The sequence below is a fragment of the Pseudomonas sp. OTU750018 genome, from assembly GCF_011636575.1.
In the GTDB taxonomy this organism is placed as follows: Bacteria; Pseudomonadota; Gammaproteobacteria; order Pseudomonadales; family Pseudomonadaceae; genus Aquipseudomonas; species Aquipseudomonas peli.
The window spans coordinates 403,294-422,473 of record NZ_JAAPAU010000003.1; the positions used below are offsets into that span (position 1 = coordinate 403,294).

General features: G+C 60.0%; 20 protein-coding genes. 16 read left to right on the plus strand and 4 right to left on the minus strand.

The annotated features are described in order from the left end of the window. The first annotated feature begins 115 nt into the window (after positions 1–115). The 4 genes from HCI85_RS17415 to HCI85_RS17430 all read left to right on the plus strand — a co-directional run bounded on the left by HCI85_RS17415 (position 116) and on the right by HCI85_RS17430 (position 3,895). Entirely contained in the window at positions 116–1,072 is a 957-nt protein-coding gene (locus HCI85_RS17415; RefSeq protein WP_160090228.1) for a stealth family protein, read from the plus strand. 339 nt (positions 1,073–1,411) lie between these two features. Next, a complete protein-coding gene (locus HCI85_RS17420; protein ID WP_167146479.1) occupies positions 1,412–2,149 on the plus strand; it encodes a substrate-binding periplasmic protein in 738 nt (245 codons plus the stop codon). 97 nt (positions 2,150–2,246) lie between these two features. Continuing rightward, on the plus strand, positions 2,247–3,002 hold the full coding sequence (locus HCI85_RS17425; RefSeq protein ID WP_090254752.1) for a substrate-binding periplasmic protein: 756 nt from the start codon (positions 2,247–2,249) through the stop codon (positions 3,000–3,002). 137 nt (positions 3,003–3,139) lie between these two features. Beyond that, positions 3,140–3,895: a substrate-binding periplasmic protein gene (locus tag HCI85_RS17430; protein ID WP_160089766.1), complete on the plus strand. Its 756-nt coding sequence runs from the start codon at positions 3,140–3,142 to the stop codon at positions 3,893–3,895. A 78-nt stretch (positions 3,896–3,973) separates the two neighbouring features. Here HCI85_RS17430 and HCI85_RS17435 read toward each other — a convergent pair whose 3' ends face one another. The 3 genes from HCI85_RS17435 to gpmI form a co-directional block, all read right to left on the minus strand. Then, positions 3,974–5,275: a S41 family peptidase gene (locus HCI85_RS17435; RefSeq protein ID WP_167146482.1), complete on the minus strand. Its 1,302-nt coding sequence runs from the start codon at positions 5,273–5,275 to the stop codon at positions 3,974–3,976. 39 nt (positions 5,276–5,314) lie between these two features. Beyond that, complete coding sequence (locus tag HCI85_RS17440) at positions 5,315–6,556, minus strand: murein hydrolase activator EnvC family protein (RefSeq protein WP_167146486.1); 1,242 nt, start codon at positions 6,554–6,556, stop codon at positions 5,315–5,317. Between the two features lie 123 nt (positions 6,557–6,679). Next, positions 6,680–8,215: a 2,3-bisphosphoglycerate-independent phosphoglycerate mutase gene (gpmI, locus tag HCI85_RS17445; RefSeq protein WP_167146490.1), complete on the minus strand. Its 1,536-nt coding sequence runs from the start codon at positions 8,213–8,215 to the stop codon at positions 6,680–6,682. A gap of 146 nt (positions 8,216–8,361) precedes the next feature. Between gpmI and HCI85_RS17450 the strand changes: the two genes are divergently transcribed. From HCI85_RS17450 to secB, 3 genes are read left to right on the plus strand one after another with little or no spacing between them, the layout of a single operon-like run. Next, entirely contained in the window at positions 8,362–8,775 is a 414-nt protein-coding gene (locus HCI85_RS17450) for a rhodanese-like domain-containing protein (RefSeq protein ID WP_090254763.1), read from the plus strand. A gap of 1 nt (position 8,776) precedes the next feature. Then, positions 8,777–9,031, plus strand: a complete 255-nt coding sequence (gene grxC / locus HCI85_RS17455; RefSeq protein WP_090254765.1) for a glutaredoxin 3 — start codon at positions 8,777–8,779, stop codon at positions 9,029–9,031. Between the two features lie 40 nt (positions 9,032–9,071). After that, the gene (secB, locus tag HCI85_RS17460; RefSeq protein WP_090254767.1) at positions 9,072–9,557 is read left to right on the plus strand and encodes a protein-export chaperone SecB; all 486 of its coding nucleotides are present in this window, start codon (positions 9,072–9,074) and stop codon (positions 9,555–9,557) included. 67 nt (positions 9,558–9,624) lie between these two features. On the opposite strand, the gene trmL is transcribed toward secB, so the two are convergent. Then, positions 9,625–10,089: a tRNA (uridine(34)/cytosine(34)/5-carboxymethylaminomethyluridine(34)-2'-O)-methyltransferase TrmL gene (gene trmL / locus HCI85_RS17465; protein WP_167146493.1), complete on the minus strand. Its 465-nt coding sequence runs from the start codon at positions 10,087–10,089 to the stop codon at positions 9,625–9,627. Between trmL and HCI85_RS17470 the strand changes: the two genes are divergently transcribed. The 9 genes from HCI85_RS17470 to HCI85_RS17510 all read left to right on the plus strand — a co-directional run bounded on the left by HCI85_RS17470 (position 10,088) and on the right by HCI85_RS17510 (position 19,178). Beyond that, entirely contained in the window at positions 10,088–10,519 is a 432-nt protein-coding gene (locus HCI85_RS17470) for a hypothetical protein (RefSeq protein WP_167146497.1), read from the plus strand. The two genes, trmL and HCI85_RS17470, sit on opposite strands and share 2 nt — an antisense overlap. A 533-nt stretch (positions 10,520–11,052) precedes the next feature. Next, positions 11,053–11,973: an MSHA biogenesis protein MshI gene (locus HCI85_RS17475; RefSeq protein WP_167146500.1), complete on the plus strand. Its 921-nt coding sequence runs from the start codon at positions 11,053–11,055 to the stop codon at positions 11,971–11,973. Continuing rightward, the gene (locus tag HCI85_RS17480) at positions 11,973–12,581 is read left to right on the plus strand and encodes a PilN domain-containing protein (protein WP_167146503.1); all 609 of its coding nucleotides are present in this window, start codon (positions 11,973–11,975) and stop codon (positions 12,579–12,581) included. The genes HCI85_RS17475 and HCI85_RS17480 overlap by 1 nt, the downstream gene beginning before the upstream one ends. After that, positions 12,574–13,254, plus strand: coding sequence for a type II secretion system protein GspM (locus tag HCI85_RS17485; RefSeq protein ID WP_167146505.1), 681 nt, complete (start codon positions 12,574–12,576; stop codon positions 13,252–13,254). Before HCI85_RS17480 ends, HCI85_RS17485 begins: the two co-directional genes overlap by 8 nt. After that, positions 13,247–13,564, plus strand: coding sequence for a Type II secretory pathway component (locus HCI85_RS17490; RefSeq protein ID WP_241693802.1), 318 nt, complete (start codon positions 13,247–13,249; stop codon positions 13,562–13,564). The genes HCI85_RS17485 and HCI85_RS17490 overlap by 8 nt, the downstream gene beginning before the upstream one ends. Before the next feature lie 5 nt (positions 13,565–13,569). Further along, complete coding sequence (locus HCI85_RS17495) at positions 13,570–15,171, plus strand: pilus (MSHA type) biogenesis protein MshL (RefSeq protein ID WP_241693803.1); 1,602 nt, start codon at positions 13,570–13,572, stop codon at positions 15,169–15,171. A gap of 4 nt (positions 15,172–15,175) precedes the next feature. Beyond that, complete coding sequence (locus HCI85_RS17500; protein WP_167146509.1) at positions 15,176–16,108, plus strand: ExeA family protein; 933 nt, start codon at positions 15,176–15,178, stop codon at positions 16,106–16,108. Next, positions 16,105–17,454 (plus strand): tetratricopeptide repeat protein, encoded by a 1,350-nt coding sequence (locus HCI85_RS17505; protein WP_167146511.1) that lies wholly within the window; start codon positions 16,105–16,107, stop codon positions 17,452–17,454. The genes HCI85_RS17500 and HCI85_RS17505 overlap by 4 nt, the downstream gene beginning before the upstream one ends. After that, on the plus strand, positions 17,454–19,178 hold the full coding sequence (locus HCI85_RS17510) for a GspE/PulE family protein (RefSeq protein ID WP_090254789.1): 1,725 nt from the start codon (positions 17,454–17,456) through the stop codon (positions 19,176–19,178). Before HCI85_RS17505 ends, HCI85_RS17510 begins: the two co-directional genes overlap by 1 nt. The last annotated feature ends 2 nt before the right edge of the window (positions 19,179–19,180 follow it).

Here is a 19,180-nt window from a genome sequence, read left to right on the forward strand (position 1 = left end):
TAAGCCGTTTCCCGTAAGGGCCGTTCAAACCGCTGCGCATCGCACTCAATGCCGTACGTTTGCCGTGCGCGTATGACGATTGTTGTGACTGCCCTGAATCAAAGCTGGATTAGACATGCAAGTTGATGCTGTTATTACTTGGGTTGATGGAGGCGACGCTAATTGGCGGGCCAAGCGTGAATATCACTCAGGTGAACCGCACCAAGACTTTCTGCCCTTTGCCAACGGCGAGGGCCGCTATCGAGATAACGACGATTTGTTGTTTTTGCTTCGCTCGATGGAGCAGTTCTGGGGCATAGACGGCAACATCTTTATTGTCACCGATCAGCAAGTACCGGGCTTTATCGCGGAGCACCCTCGGCTGCGCATCGTTGACCATTCGCAGATTCTGGATGCACGCTATCTTCCGACATTCTCATCCCGGGCGATCGAATCGGCGCTGCACCATATCCCCGACCTAGCGGAACACTTCGTTTCATTCAACGATGATCAAATGCTAACCCGGCATGTTCAGCCCAAAGACTTTTTCAGCGCGGTTGGCGCTATGGTGTTCTTAACCCGAGAGGCTATTCCAACCAGTGATGCAGATCTACAGCTGTCGGGTCATAACGATGCCAGTAACGCGCGGCACTGGATGCAAAAAAACTATGGCGCATCGAGCATCGCGTTCATCCCTGAGCACGCCCCCAAAGGCATTCGTAAGAGCTGGATGATGGAGCTTGAAGCGGCGCACCCTGATATTTTCGACGAGGTCCGTCAGGAAAAATTCAGGCGCAGGACAGGTCAAAGCATCCTGGCTAATTTATACCTTGATTGGTGTGCGACCCATGGACGAGCAGATATTGACTGGGAGCAGTGCCGCTACCTGTTCACCGATGATGTGGAGAATGACCGGGTGGCGTCGCTGCTTGACTCGCTCGGGCGTCATCTATGCATCTGCATCAACGACACGACTGACGACCGCTCAGACATCGCAAAAATGCGCGATAAGCTGGATCGAATACGCACAGAGCTGTTCCCGCGTCCGAGTTACTTTGAGTCATCACGCGGCTCCGCATCTGTTAGCTCATAAGCTCGCGCACCCTCAGATGTAATCGCGCCTTTATGGTCCCTAGTTGCGTAGACACCCCCAAACTTCATCATGTGCCGCCGCTAGGCGGAGCTACAAATACGCCAGCGTGCCCCCACTCATTTAAAACGAAGCAATTTAACGGCTAGCTCTGCGATGTCTACATGTGGCCGCTGGTTTAGGCCTATCAACAGGCAGCCCTGCTGGCCACTGCTGCGGGCGAGTCGACAGCAAAATGTCGACTCGCCCGCTAAAATCAGATTGTCTGCGTTCGGGTTGATACATTCAGCATCCCGCAGCGCCCCTCTTTCTATAAATGGCATTTCTATACACGGAGTTCTTATGTCCGCTATCCGGCTATTCACCGCAGTGTGGCTGTTGTGTGCCGTCAGCCTGGCTCGCGCAGAGCCTTTGGTTCTGCTGACTGAAAACCTGCCGCCGTTCAGCATGGCGGCTAACGGCGGCAACTTCGCCAAGGATGCTGATGTTCAGGGCATTAGCGGCGATACAGTGCGTGCGCTGTGCAGCAAGGCACAGCTTGAGTGCCAGATGATCCTGCGCTTCCCGTGGGATCGTCAGTACAAGCAGGCATTAGAGAACAAAGGGTATGGGGTGTTTTCCACGATTCGTACGCCGGATCGTGAATCGCTGTTCAAATGGGTTGGGCCAATTGCCGTGAGCGACTGGGTGTTGCTGGCCAAGGCCGATAGCAGCATTACGTTGAACAGCCTGGATCAGGCAAGTGCCTACAAGATCGGCGGTTATCGCAATGATGCGATTTCACAGTTTCTGATCGACCGTGGCGTGACGGTACAAACCAGCCTGCAGGACAAGGAAAACCTCAACAAGCTGGAGAAGGGCGTGATCGACCTGTGGGCCACCGATGAAGTCGGCGGGCGCTACATGGCTAAGCAGTCGCCACTGGGTGCGCTCAAGGTGGTACATCGCTTTAACAGTGCTGACCTCTACTTGGCGCTGAATAAAGAGACACCCGATGATGTGGTGCAGAAGTTGCAAAAAGCGTTGGACGATATGCGCGCTCAAGGTGGATTGACCGCTATCAAAGACGGTTATCTTTAACCCGCTGCTGTCGATCCCCTCGGCAAACCTGGGCTGGGCTTAGCCGGACGTGCTGGGTATGCTTGCATGCTCAGCCCAACTATCGATGTGAGACATCATGTTTAAACACTTACTAGCCGCCCTTGCCGGCACAGTTATGGTGCTTGCGGGCAGTGCTCGGGCCGAAATTGACCCGAACTACCGCATGGTTCTACTGACCGAGAATTTCCCGCCGTACAACATGGCGATCAACGGCAAGAACTTCGCTCAGGAAGACAATATTGACGGCATTGCCGTAGACATCATCCGTGAGATGTTCAAACGTGCCGGCATCCAATACAACATGACTCTGCGTTTCCCTTGGGATCGCATCTACAAGCTGGCGCTGGAAAAGCCTGGCTATGGCGTGTTTGTTGCGGCGCGCTTGCCGGAGCGTGAGGCGCTGTTCAAGTGGGTCGGTCCGATTGGCCCGGATGACTGGGTGTTGCTCGGCAAGGCCGATAGCAGCATTACCCTGAACAGCCTGGACGACGCCAAACAGTACAAGGTTGGCGCTTACAAGGGCGACGCGATTGCCGAGCACTTGGTGGAAAAAGGTCTGGAACCGATTACCGCTCTGCGCGACACGGAAAACGCCAAGAAGCTGATGGCCGGCCAGATTGATCTGTGGGCCACCGGCGACCCCGCCGGCCGCTACCTGGCCAAGCAGGAGGGCATCTCCGGGCTGAAAACCATTCTGCGTTTCGATAGTGCAGAGTTGTATCTGGCGCTGAATAAAGAAGTGCCGGATGAAGTTGTGCAGAAGCTGCAAGCCGAGCTGGACAAGATGCGCAGCGAAGGTTTTGTCGACGATATTCTGAACAACTACCTGTAATACGCAAAACCAGTGGGCCGGTCACAAACCGGCCCGCGGCCATGGATGGTTGACGCCACGTACCATACGTCGCCGGGCACCCGCCCGAGCAAGGATGCCGCTAGCCATAATCACAATTCATGCGAGCGGAATGACCTATGTTAAAAACCCTGAAAGCCAGCCTGTTGTTCGGGCTTGTTCTGAGTGCCTGTGCTGCCCGTGCAGAGCTTCCAGCCGATTACAAAGTGGTGTTGCTGACCGAGAACTTCCCGCCGTTCAACATGGCGGTGGATGACAAGAACTTTGCCCGTGATGACGGTATCGACGGCATCAGTGCCGAGATTGTCCGTGCGATGTTCAAGCGTGCCGGCATCAACTACACGCTGACCCTGCGCTTCCCTTGGGACCGCTTGTACCGCCTGACCCTGGACAAACCCAACTACGGCTTGTTCTCCACCACGTTCACTGCTGAACGTCAGCCTCTGTTCAAGTGGGTGGGGCCATTGGCTAAAACCGGTTGGGTGCTGCTGGCGGCGCCAGGTAATAACGTCAGTGTCGCTAGCCTCAAAGATGCAGCGCAGTATCAAATTGGTGCCTACAAAAATGACGCGGTTAGCCAGCATCTGGAAAGCCAGGGGCTGAGTCCGGTCAATGCGCTGCGTGATCAGGAGAACATCAAGAAGCTGCTCAGCGGCAAGATCGACTTGTGGGCTACCACTGATCCCGTGGGGCGCTATCTGGCCAAGCAGGAGGGCGTCAGTGGTCTGAATACCGCGCTGCGCTTTAACGAGGCTGAGCTGTACCTGGCGCTTAACAAGGACACCCCGGATGAGGTGGTGCAGCGTCTGCAGAAAGCATTGGATGAACTGCGCGCCGAAGGCTTTATTGATGAGATGACCAATAACTACCTGTAGTCTCAGGCGTTATTAAAAAGCCCGACCTTGATTACTCAAGGTCGGGCTTTTTTAGTGCTGTGCCTCTACAGCTGAAGCCTAGTCGCCGCGGGTGACGCTCAGGCCCTTGAGCAGGTTGAGGGCTTGGCTGAGCTGGTAGTCGTCATCCTGTGGGCGTGCCGGTGCGCTGGTCTTGCCTTTGCTTGGCTTATCGGCGCCGCCGTTGCCATTGCCCAGGTGACCTTGCAGGTCGGCTTCCTTGATGGTTTCGTCGCCCTGTTCGCGGGTCAGCTTGGCGCGCGCCACTTCGATGTCCGGCACGATGCCTTGAGCCTGAATCGAGCGGCCGTTAGGCGTGAAGTACAACGCCGTGGTGAGCTTAAGGGCGCGATCATTGTTCAGTGGCAGCACGGTCTGTACCGAGCCCTTGCCGAAGCTATCAGTGCCCATCAGCACGCCACGCTTGTGATCCTGCAGGGCGCCAGCGACGATTTCGGAGGCCGAGGCGCTGCCGCCGTTGATCAGCACGACCAGCGGCACGCCTTCACTGGCGTCTGCCGGATCGGCATTGAAGCGCAGTTCGGAGTTGGCTATGCGTCCTTCTGTGTAAACAATCAGGCCTTTCTTGAGGAAGTGGTCGGTGACTTCCACGGCTGCCTGCAGCACGCCGCCGGGGTTGTTGCGCAAGTCGAGCACCAGGCCGCGCAGCTTCTTGCCGTTTTCCTTGCGCAGTTTGGCCAGGGCTTTGCCGACTTCTTCGCCGCTGTTGACCTGGAACTGGGTGATGCGTATGTAGCCGTAGCCATCGTCAAGCAGCTGGCTCTTCACGCTCCTGACCTTGATCACGGCGCGTGTCAGTTCAACATCGAAGGGCTTGCCGCCTTCACGCACTAAGGTCAGTTCGATGTCACTGCCAGCTTTGCCGCGCATCTTCTCCACGGCTTCCATCAGCGATAGGCCCTTGGTTGGCTGGCCGTCGATCTTCACGATAAGGTCGCCTGGCTGGATGCCGGCCGCAGAGGCTGGGGTGTCATCAATCGGCGAGACCACCTTGAGGAAGCCATCCTCGGTGCCGAGCTCAATGCCCAGGCCGCCGAATTCGCCGCTGGTGCTCTCCTGCAAGTCGCGGAAGGCTTCCGGCTCCAGGTAGGCCGAGTGCGGATCAAGGTTGCTGAGCATGCCCTTGATCGCGTTTTCCAGCAGGGTTTTGTCCGTGACCGGCTCAACATAGGCGGACTTGATGCGATCCATCACCTCGGCAAAGGTACGCAGGTCGTCCAGGGGCAGTGGCGCGCTGTCGTTGGCGGTGGCCGGTACTTCGGCTGGCGCGGCAAAGGCGGCAGTGCTACCCAGCAGGGTAACGGCCAGCGCGAGGGCGGTGAGGCGGAACAGATGCGGCATGTCGAACTTACTCCTGTCCTGAATCGGTAATCGCAGCACTTATCCTTGTGCGCGGCACCATTGAGCAGGGTCGATCGGGCGGCCCTGCTGGCGAATTGCGAAATACAGTGCTGAGGTTTCCTGGCCACCGCTGTTGCCAACGGTGGCGATGGCTTCGCCGGCTTTGACCACATCCCCGGCGTCTTTGAGCAGGCTCTGGTTATGCCCATAGAGGCTCAGGTAGCCGTTGCCATGGTCGAGAATGACCAGAAGCCCGGCTCCACGCAACCAGTCGGCAAACACCACGCGCCCGCCATGCACGGCATGCACCTGGCTGCCAGCGGAAGCGCCGATCAGCACACCGTCCCATTTGGTGCGAGCATCGCCGCCGCGGGGGGTGCCGTAGCGAGCCACCAGGCGACCATTAACCGGCCAGGGCAGTTTGCCGCGGGCTTTGGCAAATGGGCCGCCGAAGCTGGCGCCAGAACTTACCAGTGGACCTGTCGGCCCGGTATTAGTGCTGTTGCGCGATTGTTCACGTTCGGCGAGCAGGGCTTGTTGACGCGCGGCTTCAGCTTCACGGGCCTGGCGGGCAAGGGTTTCTTCAATGGTTTTCAGCACGCGGGCAAGGTTGGCTTGTTCCTGCTGGCGGGCCTTGAGCTTCTGGTCGCGGGCGGAAAACTCCTTGTTTAGCTTGGCTAGGGCCAGCTGACGCTCCTTTCGTACGCTGGCGAGCTGTTCGCGGCGACCATCCAGGGCACTTTTCTGCTCCAGTAACTGGTTCTGCTGGTTGGCGATGTCCTGCTCGACGTTAGCCAGCTGGCGCAGGGTTTCATTGAAGGTCGCAAGTTGTTCCATGCGCGCTTCGCTGAGGTAGTCGTAGTAGGTCAGGGTGCGTGAGAACTTTTCTGGGTTCTGCTGGTTGAGGAGCAGCTTGACGTACTCCTGGCGCCCGCTCTGGTAAGCGGCGCGGGCTTGGATGCCGATCAGGCGTTGCTGTTCAAGGCGCGCGCCCTCAAGTTTTTTTTTCTCGGTGCCGAGCCGCTGGATTTCCTCTTCGCTTTTTTTCAGGTCCTGCTGCAGGCCTTTGACCTGCTTCTCCAGTTGGCCCATCTCGCTTTCGGTTTTCTTCAGGTCTTTCTGCACGCCGGATTTTTCCTGCTGCAGCTTTTCCAGCAGTTGCTTCAGCTCGGCGACATCGGCGCGCGCGGCATCCAGTTGCTTCTGCGCATCGCTCTTCTCGTCGGCGATCGCAGGCGTCAGCAGGAGGGTCAGGAAAATAAGGGCGAGGGCACGAAACATGGGGCGGGCGGCACCTGAATTAAGAACGCGCCTAGTATGCCTAAAAAATGGCCGGGAGCCATGGTTAACGTCACGTTGCGACGGCCCGCAGGCCAGGCATTGCACCTGGCTGCGGGCAGTTGCTTAGTTCAGCTCGACGATGCTGGTGCCGGTCATTTCCGCTGGTACTGGCAAACCCATCAGCGTCAGCAGGGTCGGGGCCACGTCGGCCAGTACACCGCCTGAACGGATTGTCGCCGGACGTTTGCCAACGTAGATGAAGGGCACGGGCTCGCAGGTGTGTGCGGTGTGCGCCTGGCCGGTGCTTTCATCCGCCATCTGCTCGACGTTGCCGTGGTCGGCGGTGATCAGCGCTTCGCCGCCGACTTTATCCAGCGCGGCGACGATGCGGCCGACGCAGCTGTCCAGGCATTCCACCGCCGCCACAGCCGCCGCGAACACCCCGGTATGGCCAACCATGTCGCCGTTGGCGTAGTTGACGACAATCACGTCGTAACGCTGGTTTTCGATGGCATCGACGATCTTGTCGGTGACTTCCGGCGCGCTCATCTGCGGCTGCATGTCATAGGTGGCGACGTTCGGTGACGGGATCAGAATGCGCTCTTCACCGGCAAAGGGCTCTTCACGGCCGCCGGAGAAGAAGAAGGTGACGTGGGCATATTTTTCGGTTTCGGCGATGCGCAGTTGGGTCTTGCCGTTATTCGCTAGGTATTCGCCGAGCACGTTGGTCAGGGCTTCCGGCTTGTAGGCGCTGGGCGTCGGGATGCTCGCGGCGTACTGGGTGAGCATGACGAATCCGGCCAGTTGCGGCACGCGCGTGCGCTCGAACTCTTTGAAGCTCGGCTCGACAAAGGCGCGGGTCAGCTCGCGTGCGCGGTCGGCGCGGAAGTTCATAAAGACTACGGCGTCGCCGTCTTCCATCCGCACGGGCTCGCCAATGGTGGTGGCTTTGACGAATTCATCGCTTTCGCCACGCTCGTAGGCAGCATTTAGGCCTTCCACGGCAGTGGTCGCGTTGAACTGGCCGTTACCGTCGACCAGCAACCCGTAGGCCTGCTCGACGCGGTCCCAGCGGTTGTCGCGGTCCATGGCGAAGTAGCGGCCGCTGAGGCTGGCGATGCGGCCCTTGCCGAGTTTGGCGAAGGTGGCGTCAAGCAGTTCAATGGACGGCTGTGCGCTTTTCGGTGGGGTGTCACGGCCGTCGAGGAAGGCGTGCAGGTAGATTTTTTCGGCACCGCGCTGAGCGGCGAGTTCGGCCATGGCCACCAGATGGTCCTGGTGGCTGTGCACGCCGCCATCGGAGAGCAGCCCGAGGATATGCACGGCTTTGCCAGCGCTGACGGCTTTATCGACGGCAGTGGTGATGGTTGGGTTGGTGAAGAACTCGCCATCGCGAATGGCTTTGGTCACTCGGGTGAAGTCTTGATACACCACGCGGCCGGCACCGAGGTTCATGTGGCCGACCTCGGAATTGCCCATTTGCCCGTCTGGCAGGCCGACATCCATGCCTGAACCCGAGATCAGGCCGTGGGGCTGGGTGGCGCGCAGGTGGTCATAGACCGGCGTATTGGCGGCCATGATGGCGTTGGATTCGGGGCTGTCACTGTGGCCGAAGCCATCGAGGATGATCAGTACCAGGGGTTTGGGCGTGGCGCTCATAAAGCTGGTTCGCTCTGGGTCGATGGGCGGGAAACAAGGCTGGGCATTTTACGGCCAAGTGTGGAAAACGTCACCGCCGGGCGGGGTTTGGCCGACCTGTGCGGCTGTGTATACTGGCCGACATTTTACCGCCCCGGAACCGCACAATGCTTGCCAACTTGATTGAATTTGCCACTACCCACTATGTCCTGAGCGGTTTGTTCGCAACTCTGCTCGCGCTGCTGATCTTTACCGAAGCGCGTAAGGGCGGACAGAGCCTGAGCAGCCGCGAGCTGACCGCGCTGGTTAACAGCGAGCAGGGCGTGGTGTTGGATATCCGCGGGCAGAAGGACTTTTCCGCTGGGCATATCGTCGGTGCACTGAATATTCCGTTCGAGAAATTCGCCGCTCGTATGGTTGAGCTGGACAAACACAAGGCCAAAACCATCATCGTTGTTGATGCCATGGGCCAGCACAGCGGCGGTGTTTGCCGTGACCTGAAAAAGGCCGGCTTCACCGCGGCCAAGCTGTCCGGCGGGATTGCCAGCTGGCGTGGCGACAACCTGCCATTGGTGAAGTGAGATGCAGCCTGTCGTCATCTATTCCAGCGATTGGTGCCCGTACTGCATCCGCGCCAAACAACTGCTGACGCACAAAGGCGTGGCCTTTAACGAGATCAAGGTTGATGGCAAACCGGATGTGCGTGCTGAAATGACCCGCAAGGCGCGCCAGACCTCGGTGCCGCAGATCTGGATCGGCGACACCCATGTGGGTGGTTGCGATGATCTTTACGCCCTGGAGCGCGCGGGCAAGCTCGACGCGCTGCTCAAGGCTTAATTCCCTGTTTACCCGTACCTAACGACAAGAAGGCTTTGCCATGACAGAACAAGCTAGCAACGGCGCCGCTCAGGGCGAACAAAATCCACAGTTCTCCCTGCAGCGTATCTACGTACGTGACCTGTCCTTCGAAGCGCCGAAGAGCCCGGAAATTTTCCGTCAGGAGTGGGCGCCTAGCGTTGCCATGGACCTCAACACCCGTCAAAAGGCGCTGGATGGCGACTTCCACGAAGTGGTGCTGACCCTCTCGGTAACCGTGAAAACTGGCGAAGAAACCGCCTTCATCGCTGAAGTGCAGCAGGCCGGCATCTTCCTGATCAAGGGTCTGGATGCGGCGTCCATGAGCCATACCCTGGGTGCGTTCTGCCCGAACATCCTCTTCCCGTATGCCCGGGAAACTCTGGACAGCCTGGTTGTGCGTGGCTCGTTCCCGGCGTTGATGCTGGCGCCGGTGAATTTCGACGCCCTCTACGCTCAGGAGCTGCAGCGCATGCAGCAAGCTGGCGAAGCGGCCACCGCGCACTAAGGTTTGCGGTTGCAACAAAAACGCCCTACGGGGCGTTTTTTATGGGCGCTGTACAGCACGATCGGCGCTACTGGGCGTCGGCAAACCCCTGCTGGCGCCAGGCTTCATAGACCGCCACGGCGACGGTATTAGACAGGTTCAGGCTGCGGCAGCCTTCGCGCATCGGCAGGCGCAGGCGTTGTTCGGGCGGCAGGCTGTCGCGAATCTCCTGAGGTAGGCCGCGGCTTTCCGGGCCAAACAGGAAGGCATCGCCAGGCTGATAGCTAACGTCGTGGAACGCCTGCGAGCCCTTGGTGGTAAAGGCGAACACGCGCGGTTGGCCGATGCTCGCCAGGCAGCTGTCGAGGTCGGCGTGGCGCTGCAGGGTGGCGTATTCGTGATAATCCAGCCCGGCGCGGCGCAGGCGTTTGTCATCCAATTCGAAGCCCAGCGGCTCGATCAGGTGCAGGTGGCAGCCGCTGTTGGCGCAGAGCCTGATAATGTTGCCGGTATTGGGCGGTATTTCCGGTTGAAAAAGGATGACGTGAAACATGCGCGGCTCCGAGCTTGAAGACGAGCAGCATTCTACAGACCCGCGCCCCCGTCCGTGGGTGCGGGTGATTGCTTCATTGGGTGTGTTTGGATTTTTGATTGGTTTGATGATTGGCCGGATGTTCCAGCCTGACCCATTGTGGCTTGAGCGTGTTGACGTGCTGGAGCAGCGGCTGGAGTTCTGGTTCAACGTTGAGCCGGTGCCGCATGAAGAGCATGTGGGCGGTGTGGTGATCCTGCGCTTGCAGAGTTTTGGGCGCGAGCAGCAAGGCCAGTTAGAAGTACAGGGGCGCTTGGCCAACTGGCGTTTGCAGCGTGAGCGAAGGGATTTGGTCTTGAAGGTGGTGGCGGCCCGTCCTTTGCGCAGTGAATGGCGCGCTGAAGAGGTGGACGGGCGCTGGCGGCTGGTGGTCAGCCTGATGGAGCAATAAAAGAGGGGAATCCCCGGCCTGCCTGTACCAAGGTCCCCAAAACTGGGATTGCTTGAGCCTATGCAGGCTGTGTGCCAGTTTTATTACGTTGGCTGAAGGGCTAGTAAATAGGGGCTTAGAGCCTGGCGGCCGTTGTTGCCGATGACAGCTAGGGCTGGCGGGGATGAATCATAGCTGTGCATCGGGGTTGTGGATGTGCATTGCTTTGGCGCATTTCCAGCCTCGTTCGTGGCGAAGGCCTTGGCGGGGATGGGCGCAGCACGGGGTCGAGGCCTATGCTTTGTGTTATACAGTCTTCAACCGATGTATGGCCTTTTGATGTCGCGTGGCTGTGCAGTGCTTTCTAGCAACTGGCGTTGCTATATGGCCGGCGAAGGTGTTGAGCTCAGGCGGTTGGGTGAGGGGCAGTCGAGGCACGGTTCCAGGCGTTGCAGCAGGGGGCATTGATCAGCATCAGGGGCGCGCCTGACAGCTATTCTAAACTGTGCGGCCGGCAGGATTGCCTGGGTCGCTATGGGTGGTGGGGTTTACAGTTGGCGTGGTTTGCTAAAAGAAAGATAAAAGTCGCCAATGGTTTGCTGGGCATCGAAACCAGTCCTGAAGGTATTGCGCTGGCACGCGTGCTACGTGAGCCCGGCCAGCCGCCGCGCCTGCTGGAATGCCAATTCCATGAGGCCACAAGTGTTGAACAGCCTGCCTTGCTCAAACGCCTGGTCAATGAGCTGGGCTTTGCCGGCATGCCGGTCAACCTGCTGTTGCACCCTGCGACTTACCAGATGCTGCTGCTCGACAGCCCTGATGTACCGGCCACTGAATTGCGTGATGCGATGCGCTGGCGAGTCAAGGAGCTGATTAGCGAGCCGCTCGAGAACGTCGTCGTCGATGCGTTCAATCTGCCAGAAGATGCCTACCGTGGGCGCTCACGTATGGCCTATTGCGCTGTCCTGAATAAGGCGCGGATGCATGCCTTGGGGGCCATGTGCAACGAGGCGGATTTGCGCCTGGACAGCATTGATGTCACCGAAATGGCGTTCCGCAATCTGGGCGTGCTGGCTGGCAGCGAGGGCATGAGCCTGGCGCTGCTGCGTTTACGTTCCAGTGAAGGACTGATCGCTGTTCAGCATGGCGCCGATTTGTATATGGCGCGGCGAATCGAGCAGGGCCTCGACCAGGCGGACCCGGAGTTCTCGGCGATGACCCTGGAGATTCAGCGTTCGCTCGATTACTACGAAAGTCAGCTCGGTAAGGGGTACATCAACCGGCTGCTGCTGTTGCCCATGAAGCGCAATGGCGCCGCAGCCCTGCAAGCCTTGTCCAACGGCTTGGCGGTTAAGCTGCAGGCACTGGACTTGCGTGAGCTGTTTCCGGGCCAAGCCAGCGCCGAATTATCCGAGCAGGAGCAAGCCTATTGCATGGGCGCCGTAGGTGCGGCGCTGCGGCAGGAGGCTGGCTGATGCAAAACCTCAACCTGTATCAGCTTGAACGTACACAACAGAGTGGACCGCGTCCTGCGCAGATGTTGCTGGGCTTAGGCGTCGTGTTGTTGCTGTGCCTGGGCCATGCCAGTTGGCAGGCCTGGCAGCTGCATCACGGCGCACAGCGTCTGGCCGAGAAGCAGCTGCAAGCACAGCAGGAAGAGGCCCAATTGGCATCGGCCCTTGGCAGTTTTATCGAGCCCACGCTGGATGAACGATTACCCGAGGAGCTGGCTGCGCGCGAGCAGGGCAACCGTGAGTTGCAGCGACTGGTCGCTTACTTGCAGCTGCTTGGCAGCCAACGCAGTGCCGGATTTGTTGCACCGTTGGCGGCGCTGACCGAGCAACATCCCCCAAGTGGTTTGTGGCTGAACGGCATCAGCCTGCGCGAGGGGGGGCGGCATATTCGTCTGCAGGGGCGTAGCCAGGACCAGGAGTTGCTGCCGGCGTACTTGCAGCGTCTGGGGCAGAGTGCCGTATTCAGCGGGCGTGAGTTCGCGCGTTTCGATGTGCAGCGTGGTGACGATCAACTGCTGCATTTTGACCTCTCGTCCCAGCTGAAGGATAAGGAGGCAGGCGATGAATAAGTGGCTACAGCGCTGGCAGGGTATGGCCATGCGTGAGCGCTGGCTGACGTATGGTGTGGCGCTGGGTCTGCTCGGGGTGCTCTATGTTCTGCTGGTTGGCGACCCCTTGAGCATGCGCCTGGCCAAGCAGCAGAGTGACTGGCAAGTGGCCGAAGGTCGTCGTGCTGAGGCCGAGAGTGCTCGGTTGGAATTGCAGCGTCGCACAGAGGCTGATCCCAATAAGCAATACCTCAGCGCCCTGAGCGCTGCAGCGGCGAATCGTGATGGGCTCATCCAGCAGATTGATCAGCACACCGCAGAGCTGATCACCCCGCAGAAAATGCAAACGGTGCTGCAAGAGCTGCTGCGTAAACAACCGCAGCTGCGTGTGCTGGGCATGAGTAGTTTCAGTGAGCCGGTACAGTTGGCTCCTGCCGAGCCGGCTGCGGCGCCGGTGAGCGCTGATAAAGCGCCGCCGACCCCAGCGGTGACACTCTATAAACATGGCTTGGAGCTGCAGCTGGAAGGTGGTTATTTCGACCTGTTGAACTACCTGCAAGCAGTGCACGCCAGCGGTTGGCAACTCAACTGGGACAGCCTGGATTATCAGGTTGGCGAGGCGGGCCCGAACAAGGCCAGCATCCGTCTGAAACTCTACACATTGAGTCGGCATGCGGGGTGGGTCGGTGTCTAAAGTCCTGTTACTGAGTCTGCTATTGAGCAGTGCGGCGCTGGCCGACAATGTGGGTATCGACCCAACCCAGCCACCACGCGAGCTGTTGCCTGCCGCCACGGCCAGTGGCGACAGCCCGCTGATATTGCAAGCTATCGTGCGTGGCGCCCAGGGCAGCCGCGCAGTGATTGGTGGACAGAACCTGCGAGTCGGCGACCGCTATGCCGATGCCCGGGTGCTGGCCATCCATGCGCAGTCCGTATTGATTGAGCGCCAGGGCCAGCAACAGCTGCTGCGCCTGGCTGAACCCGTTATGCAACCGAGCCGATGATGCCCATGATCAGATTTTTGCCCAGTGTCTGTCTGTTGAGCCTGAGCTGTCTGCTTGTGGCCTGCCAGACCTTCAAGGATGGTGACGCGCAACTCTATGAGCAGAGCGGCAAGTTGCTGGATGACAGCCTCAAGCAGGCTCAGGCCGCCCCCAAGGTGATGCCGCCGCTGGCCGTGCAGGCCGCGTTGATCCCGCCGCTGGGCAGCGGCTTCAGCAGTGGCCCGCGCTTTGATGTGGCTGCCAAGGACATGCCGGCGCGTGAGTTCTTTCTCAGCCTGATGGAGGGTGCTGGGCAGAACCTGGTGGTGCACCCAGACGTGAGCGGCACCATTACCTTCAGTCTGCGCCGCGTCACCCTCGATGAAGTGCTCGCAGCGGTGCGCGACAGTTATGGTTATGACTTCCGCCGTACCAGCTATGGCTACCAGATCCTGCCCAATCAGGTGATTACCCGCAGTTACGACATCAACTACCTCAACCTGCAGCGTATCGGCCAGACCGATACGCGAGTCAGCTCCGGGCAGGTGGAAAGCACCAGTAACAACAACGCGGGTAGCGGCGTCAGCAACAGCACCAACACCAGCGGCAACAGCAATACTGTGACCACCCTCAACGCCAGCCAGGTCAGCACTTCCAGCAATGTCGACTTCTGGAATGAAGTGCGCCAGGTGGTGGAAATGATCGTGGCGGGTGACAGCAACAGCAGCGTGATGGTCAATCCGCAGGCCAGTCTGCTGGTGGTGCGGGCGCACAGTGCTGCTCAGGAAAACGTCGCGCGCTTTCTTGAGCAGGCGCAGATCAACCTGCAGCGTCAGGTGATTCTGGAGACCAAAATCCTCGAGGTGCAGCTCTCCGACGGCTTCCAGGCAGGCATCAGCTGGGACCAGATCGGTGGTGATGTCAGCAGTAACCTGGGGGCTGCGGCGCTGAGTGGCCCAACCGGGGTCAATGGCGTATTCGGCATTGCCCTGACCCTGGGGGATTTCACCGGGCTGATCGAGTTGCTGGAGACGCAAGGTGAGGTACGTGTGCTCTCTAGCCCGCGTATCTCCACGTTGAATAACCAGAAAGCGGTGATCAAGGTGGGGACTGACGAATTCTTTGTCACCAATGTCTCCTCCACCGGTTCCACGGCCACGGTGGGCGGCGTTACTGAGCCGACCCAGGACATCACCCTGACGCCATTCTTCTCCGGCATCTCCCTCGACGTCACGCCGCAGATCGATCAGAACGACACCGTGACCCTGCATGTGCGGCCGACCGTCAGCCGTGTGCGTGATCAGAACAAGACCATCACCCTGGGCGAAGACAATGTATTCAACCTGCCGCTGGCGTTGTCCACCACGCGTCAGTCGGACTCCATCGTGCGTGCCCGCAGTGGCCAGGTGGTGGTGATTGGCGGCCTGCTGCAGAACAACAACGAAAACACCGACGCCAGCATTCCCTGGGCCAGCACCCTGCCGATCGTCGGCAACCTGTTCAAGCAGCAGCGCAAAGCACTGCAGCAGAGCGAGCTGGTGATTCTCATGCGGCCGCAGGTGGTCAGTGATGAGGTCTGGCTGAATGAGCTGCGCAAGAGTGCGCAAACCTTCAAAGAGCTGAGATAGGCCGATGTATGAAGCCTTCTTTGGTCTGCACGAAAAGCCCTTCGCGCTGACCCCGAACACCGGTTTTCTGGTGCAGCTGGCGCCCTATCAGGCGTGCCTCAACCTGCTGCGCGTGGCACTCGGTGAAGGTGAAGGGTTTATCAAAGTCACAGGGGAAGTGGGCACCGGCAAGACGTTACTCTGCCGCACGTTGCTCAATGAGCTCGACGCTGAGCGCTTTCAGCTGGCCTATTTGCCCAATCCGGGCATGAGCCCGACGGGCTTGCGCCAGGCCTTGGCGCGTGAGCTGGGCATTGAAGGTGTTGAAGAGCTGGATACCCAGGCGGTGCTGGAGGCCTTGCACCGACGGCTGATTGAGCTGGCTGCCGCAGGCAAAAGCACTGTGCTACTGATTGACGAGGCCCAGGCACTGCCTACCGTGACTCTGGAAGCACTGCGTCTGCTGACCAACCTGGAAACCGAGCGGGCCAAACTGCTGCAGGTGGTGTTGTTCGGCCAGCCCGAGCTGGATGCGACCCTGGCGCGTCCGGAGTTTCGTCAGCTGCGCCAGCGCATCACCTTTTCCTATCAACTGCGTGCGTTGGATGTCAAAGACACCAGCCGTTACTTGAACGAACGTCTGGCGGTGGCCGGCTATCGTGGCGAGTCGCTGTTTGAAATGCCCGCAGTGCGGTGCTTGGTACAGGGCAGCGGCGGTATTCCACGATTGCTCAATATCCTGGCGCACAAAGCCTTGATGGTGGCCTTCGGTGAGGGGGTGCGGCAGGTGCGTGTCAGCCATGTCAAACGCGCCCAGCGCGATACTGAAGGTGCGCAACCTTTCCTGCATCGGCGCTCCCCCTGGTTGGGGTGGGGCATGTTGGCCGGTGTGTTGTCGATTATGTTGGTTGTGGGCGCGTGGCCCTGGCTGGCGCACTGGCGGGAGTGGCTGCCATGAGCCTGGTGAACGACATGCTGCGTGACCTGGAAACCCGGCGCGCCGCACCCAGTGAACGGCTGCAGTTGGATGGGCTGTACGCGGTGGATGAAACCGCTGTGACCCGCCGCGACCGATATGAGCGTCTGCGCCGCAGCGTTGTCGTGCTGGCGGTGGTGGCCGTACTCGCTGTGCTACTTGGCCTGTTGGTTGATCGGCTGCTCAGCGCAGCGCCTGAGGTGGCCACCGTTACGCCGCCCGTGGCGACCCCTTCGGCGGTACCGTCGCCGGTGCAGATACTCGATGTGCTGCCGCAACACGATGGCCGTGGCTTGGTGTTGCAGCTGCTGCTGGATCGCAGCGTGGCCTATCAGCGTAACGAAGAAAGTGGCGCTGTCAGCCTGCGCCTGAAAGATACCCAGCTGGCCGGTGAACTGCAGCAGGGGCGGTTGCAGCGCGATGGCCGGAGCATTTCCTGGCGGGTGGAGAACTCGGGTACGGATGTGCAAGTCCTGCTGGTCGGCCTGGGCAATAGCTTGGCAGTGTCTGACCGCCTTGAAGCGGCAGGTGACCGCTGGATGCTTTGGATAGACGTGCCGCTGAATACGCCTGTTGAGGCGATTGATGCCCCTTTGGCATTGGATAACCTGCCCCCGGCCGAAGCCGAAAACGCGCACAGTGAAGCGCCACTGCCGGCGTGGGTCAGTGCGCCATTACCGACGCCTGTTGCCGCCTCGCCACCTCCACCCGCAGTACAACCCATCGCACCCGTTGCTGCGCCGCAGGTGAAGATTGCCGCGTACCAGCCCGACACCCTCACCTTGGCGCGGCAGGCCTTACAGGCAGGCGACCACCCTCGCGCAATCAGCCTGCTGGAAACCCTGCAGAACACCCGTGGCCATGACCCACAGGTGCTGCGCTGGTTGGCCCGCGCCTATCTGGCGGCCGACGATCAGCAGCGTCTCCTCGACTGGCTGCCCGCGCAACTGGCGCAACTGCCCGATGACAGTGAGCTACGCCTGATACTGGCACGCGCGCAATTGCAGGCCGGTGATACCCGTCGCGCCGTGGCGACGCTGGAGCAGAACCCGCCGCGCCTCGAACAGGAACCGACTTACTTTGCGTTGCTGGCCGCGAGCTATCAACAGACCGACCAATGGCAAAACAGTGCCGACTTGTACCAGCGTCTGCTCGCCCTGCGGCCCAGCCAGTCAACCTGGCAACTCGGGCTGGCGATTGCCCTTGAGCAGCTCGATCAACCGGCCGAAGCTGGCCGCCATTACCGTCTGGCCCTCCTGAGCACAGACCTGGACGACAGCACTCGACGCTTCGTCAGTGAACGCGCCAAGGCGCTTGGAGGCCTTTGATGAGTCAGGATGATGTTCGCCAGCGCAAGGTGCGCCTCGGTGACCTGCTGATCCAGGCCGGTTTGCTCAGCGATGCGCAGCTGCAACTGGCCCTGCAGGATCAGAAACGCACGGGCTCCAAACTGGGTCGCACAGTAGTGGATATGGGCTTTGTGGATGAGGTGCGCCTGCTCACCGCCTTGTCCGAGCAGATGAAGATCCCGTTTATCGATCTCAAGCACTTCAAGTTCGACCAGGAGTTGGTGCAAAAACTACCGGAGGCCATGGCCCGGCGGTTCCGCGCGCTGGTGCTGTCACGCGAAGGCGATGGCCTGTTGGTGGGCATGTCCGACCCGCTCGACCTGTTTGCCCTGGATGAAATGGACCGCATCCTCAAGGTTCGCGTGCGCCCTGCAGTGGTGCGCGAGGCCGAGCTGCTGGCGACGCTGGATACGGTGTACCGGCGCACCAGTGAAATTGCCTCGATTGCCGGTGAGCTGGAAGGTGAACTCAAGGACAGCGACTTCGACCTGTCCAAACTCGGCGCTGACAGCAACACCGAAGCGCCGGTGGTGCGCCTGCTGCAAACCCTGTTTGAAGACGCCGTGCAGATGAAAGCGTCGGACATCCACATCGAGCCCGACGAAGGCGTGGTACGCATTCGTCAGCGCATCGACGGCGTGCTCAATGAGCAGGTGATGAAGGAGGCGCGGGTCGCTTCGGCCCTGGTGATGCGCCTGAAGATCATGTCCGGGCTGGATATTTCCGAAAAGCGCCTGCCCCAAGACGGCCGTTTCAATATCCGCGTTAAAGGCCACAACATCGATGTGCGGGTCTCGACCATGCCCGTGCAGTACGGCGAGTCAGTGGTCATGCGTCTGCTCGATCAAACCGGCGGGGTGTCCACCCTGGAAGCCAGCGGCATGCCGCCGGACATGCTGGTGCGCTTCCGCCGCCTGCTGCAACGCCCGTTTGGCCTGGTGCTGGTGACCGGGCCGACGGGTTCGGGTAAGACCACCACGCTGTATGCCGGGCTGTCGGAGCTGAACAGCCCAGAGAAAAAGATCATTACCGTGGAAGACCCGGTGGAATACCGCCTGCCACGCATCAACCAGGTGCAGGTCAACGCCAAGATCGACCTGAGCTTTGCCCGCGTGCTGCGCGCCGCGCTGCGTCAGGACCCGGACATCGTGCTGATCGGTGAGATGCGTGACCAGGAAACTGCCGAAATCGGCCTGCGCGCTGCACTCACCGGTCACTTGGTGCTCTCGACCCTGCACACCAACGACGCACTGACCTCGGCCATGCGCCTGATCGACATGGGTGCTGAACCCTTTCTCGTTGCCACCTCGCTGAATGCCGTATTGGCCCAGCGCCTGGTACGCCGGGTGTGCGAGAACTGCATGCAGGATCACACCCCGGATGCCCGTCAGCTGGTCTGGCTGGAAAACCTCTACAAAGCGCCGCTGCTCGGGCGCAGCTTCAAGCGTGGCGCAGGCTGTCACCAGTGCCACAACACCGGTTATGCCGGTCGCGTGGGGGTGTATGAACTGTTGGAAATGGATGACGGCATGATCGCCGCCCTGCGCCGCAATGACCCGCAAGGCTTTGCCGAAGCGGCCCAAACCAGTGCCCACTACCGGCCGCTGGCCGCCTGTGCGCTGGACTACGCCCTGGCCGGGGTCACCAGCGTGGACGAAGTGCTGAAAGTCTGTGCCACCTTGACCGATGAAGGGGTGGCCTGATG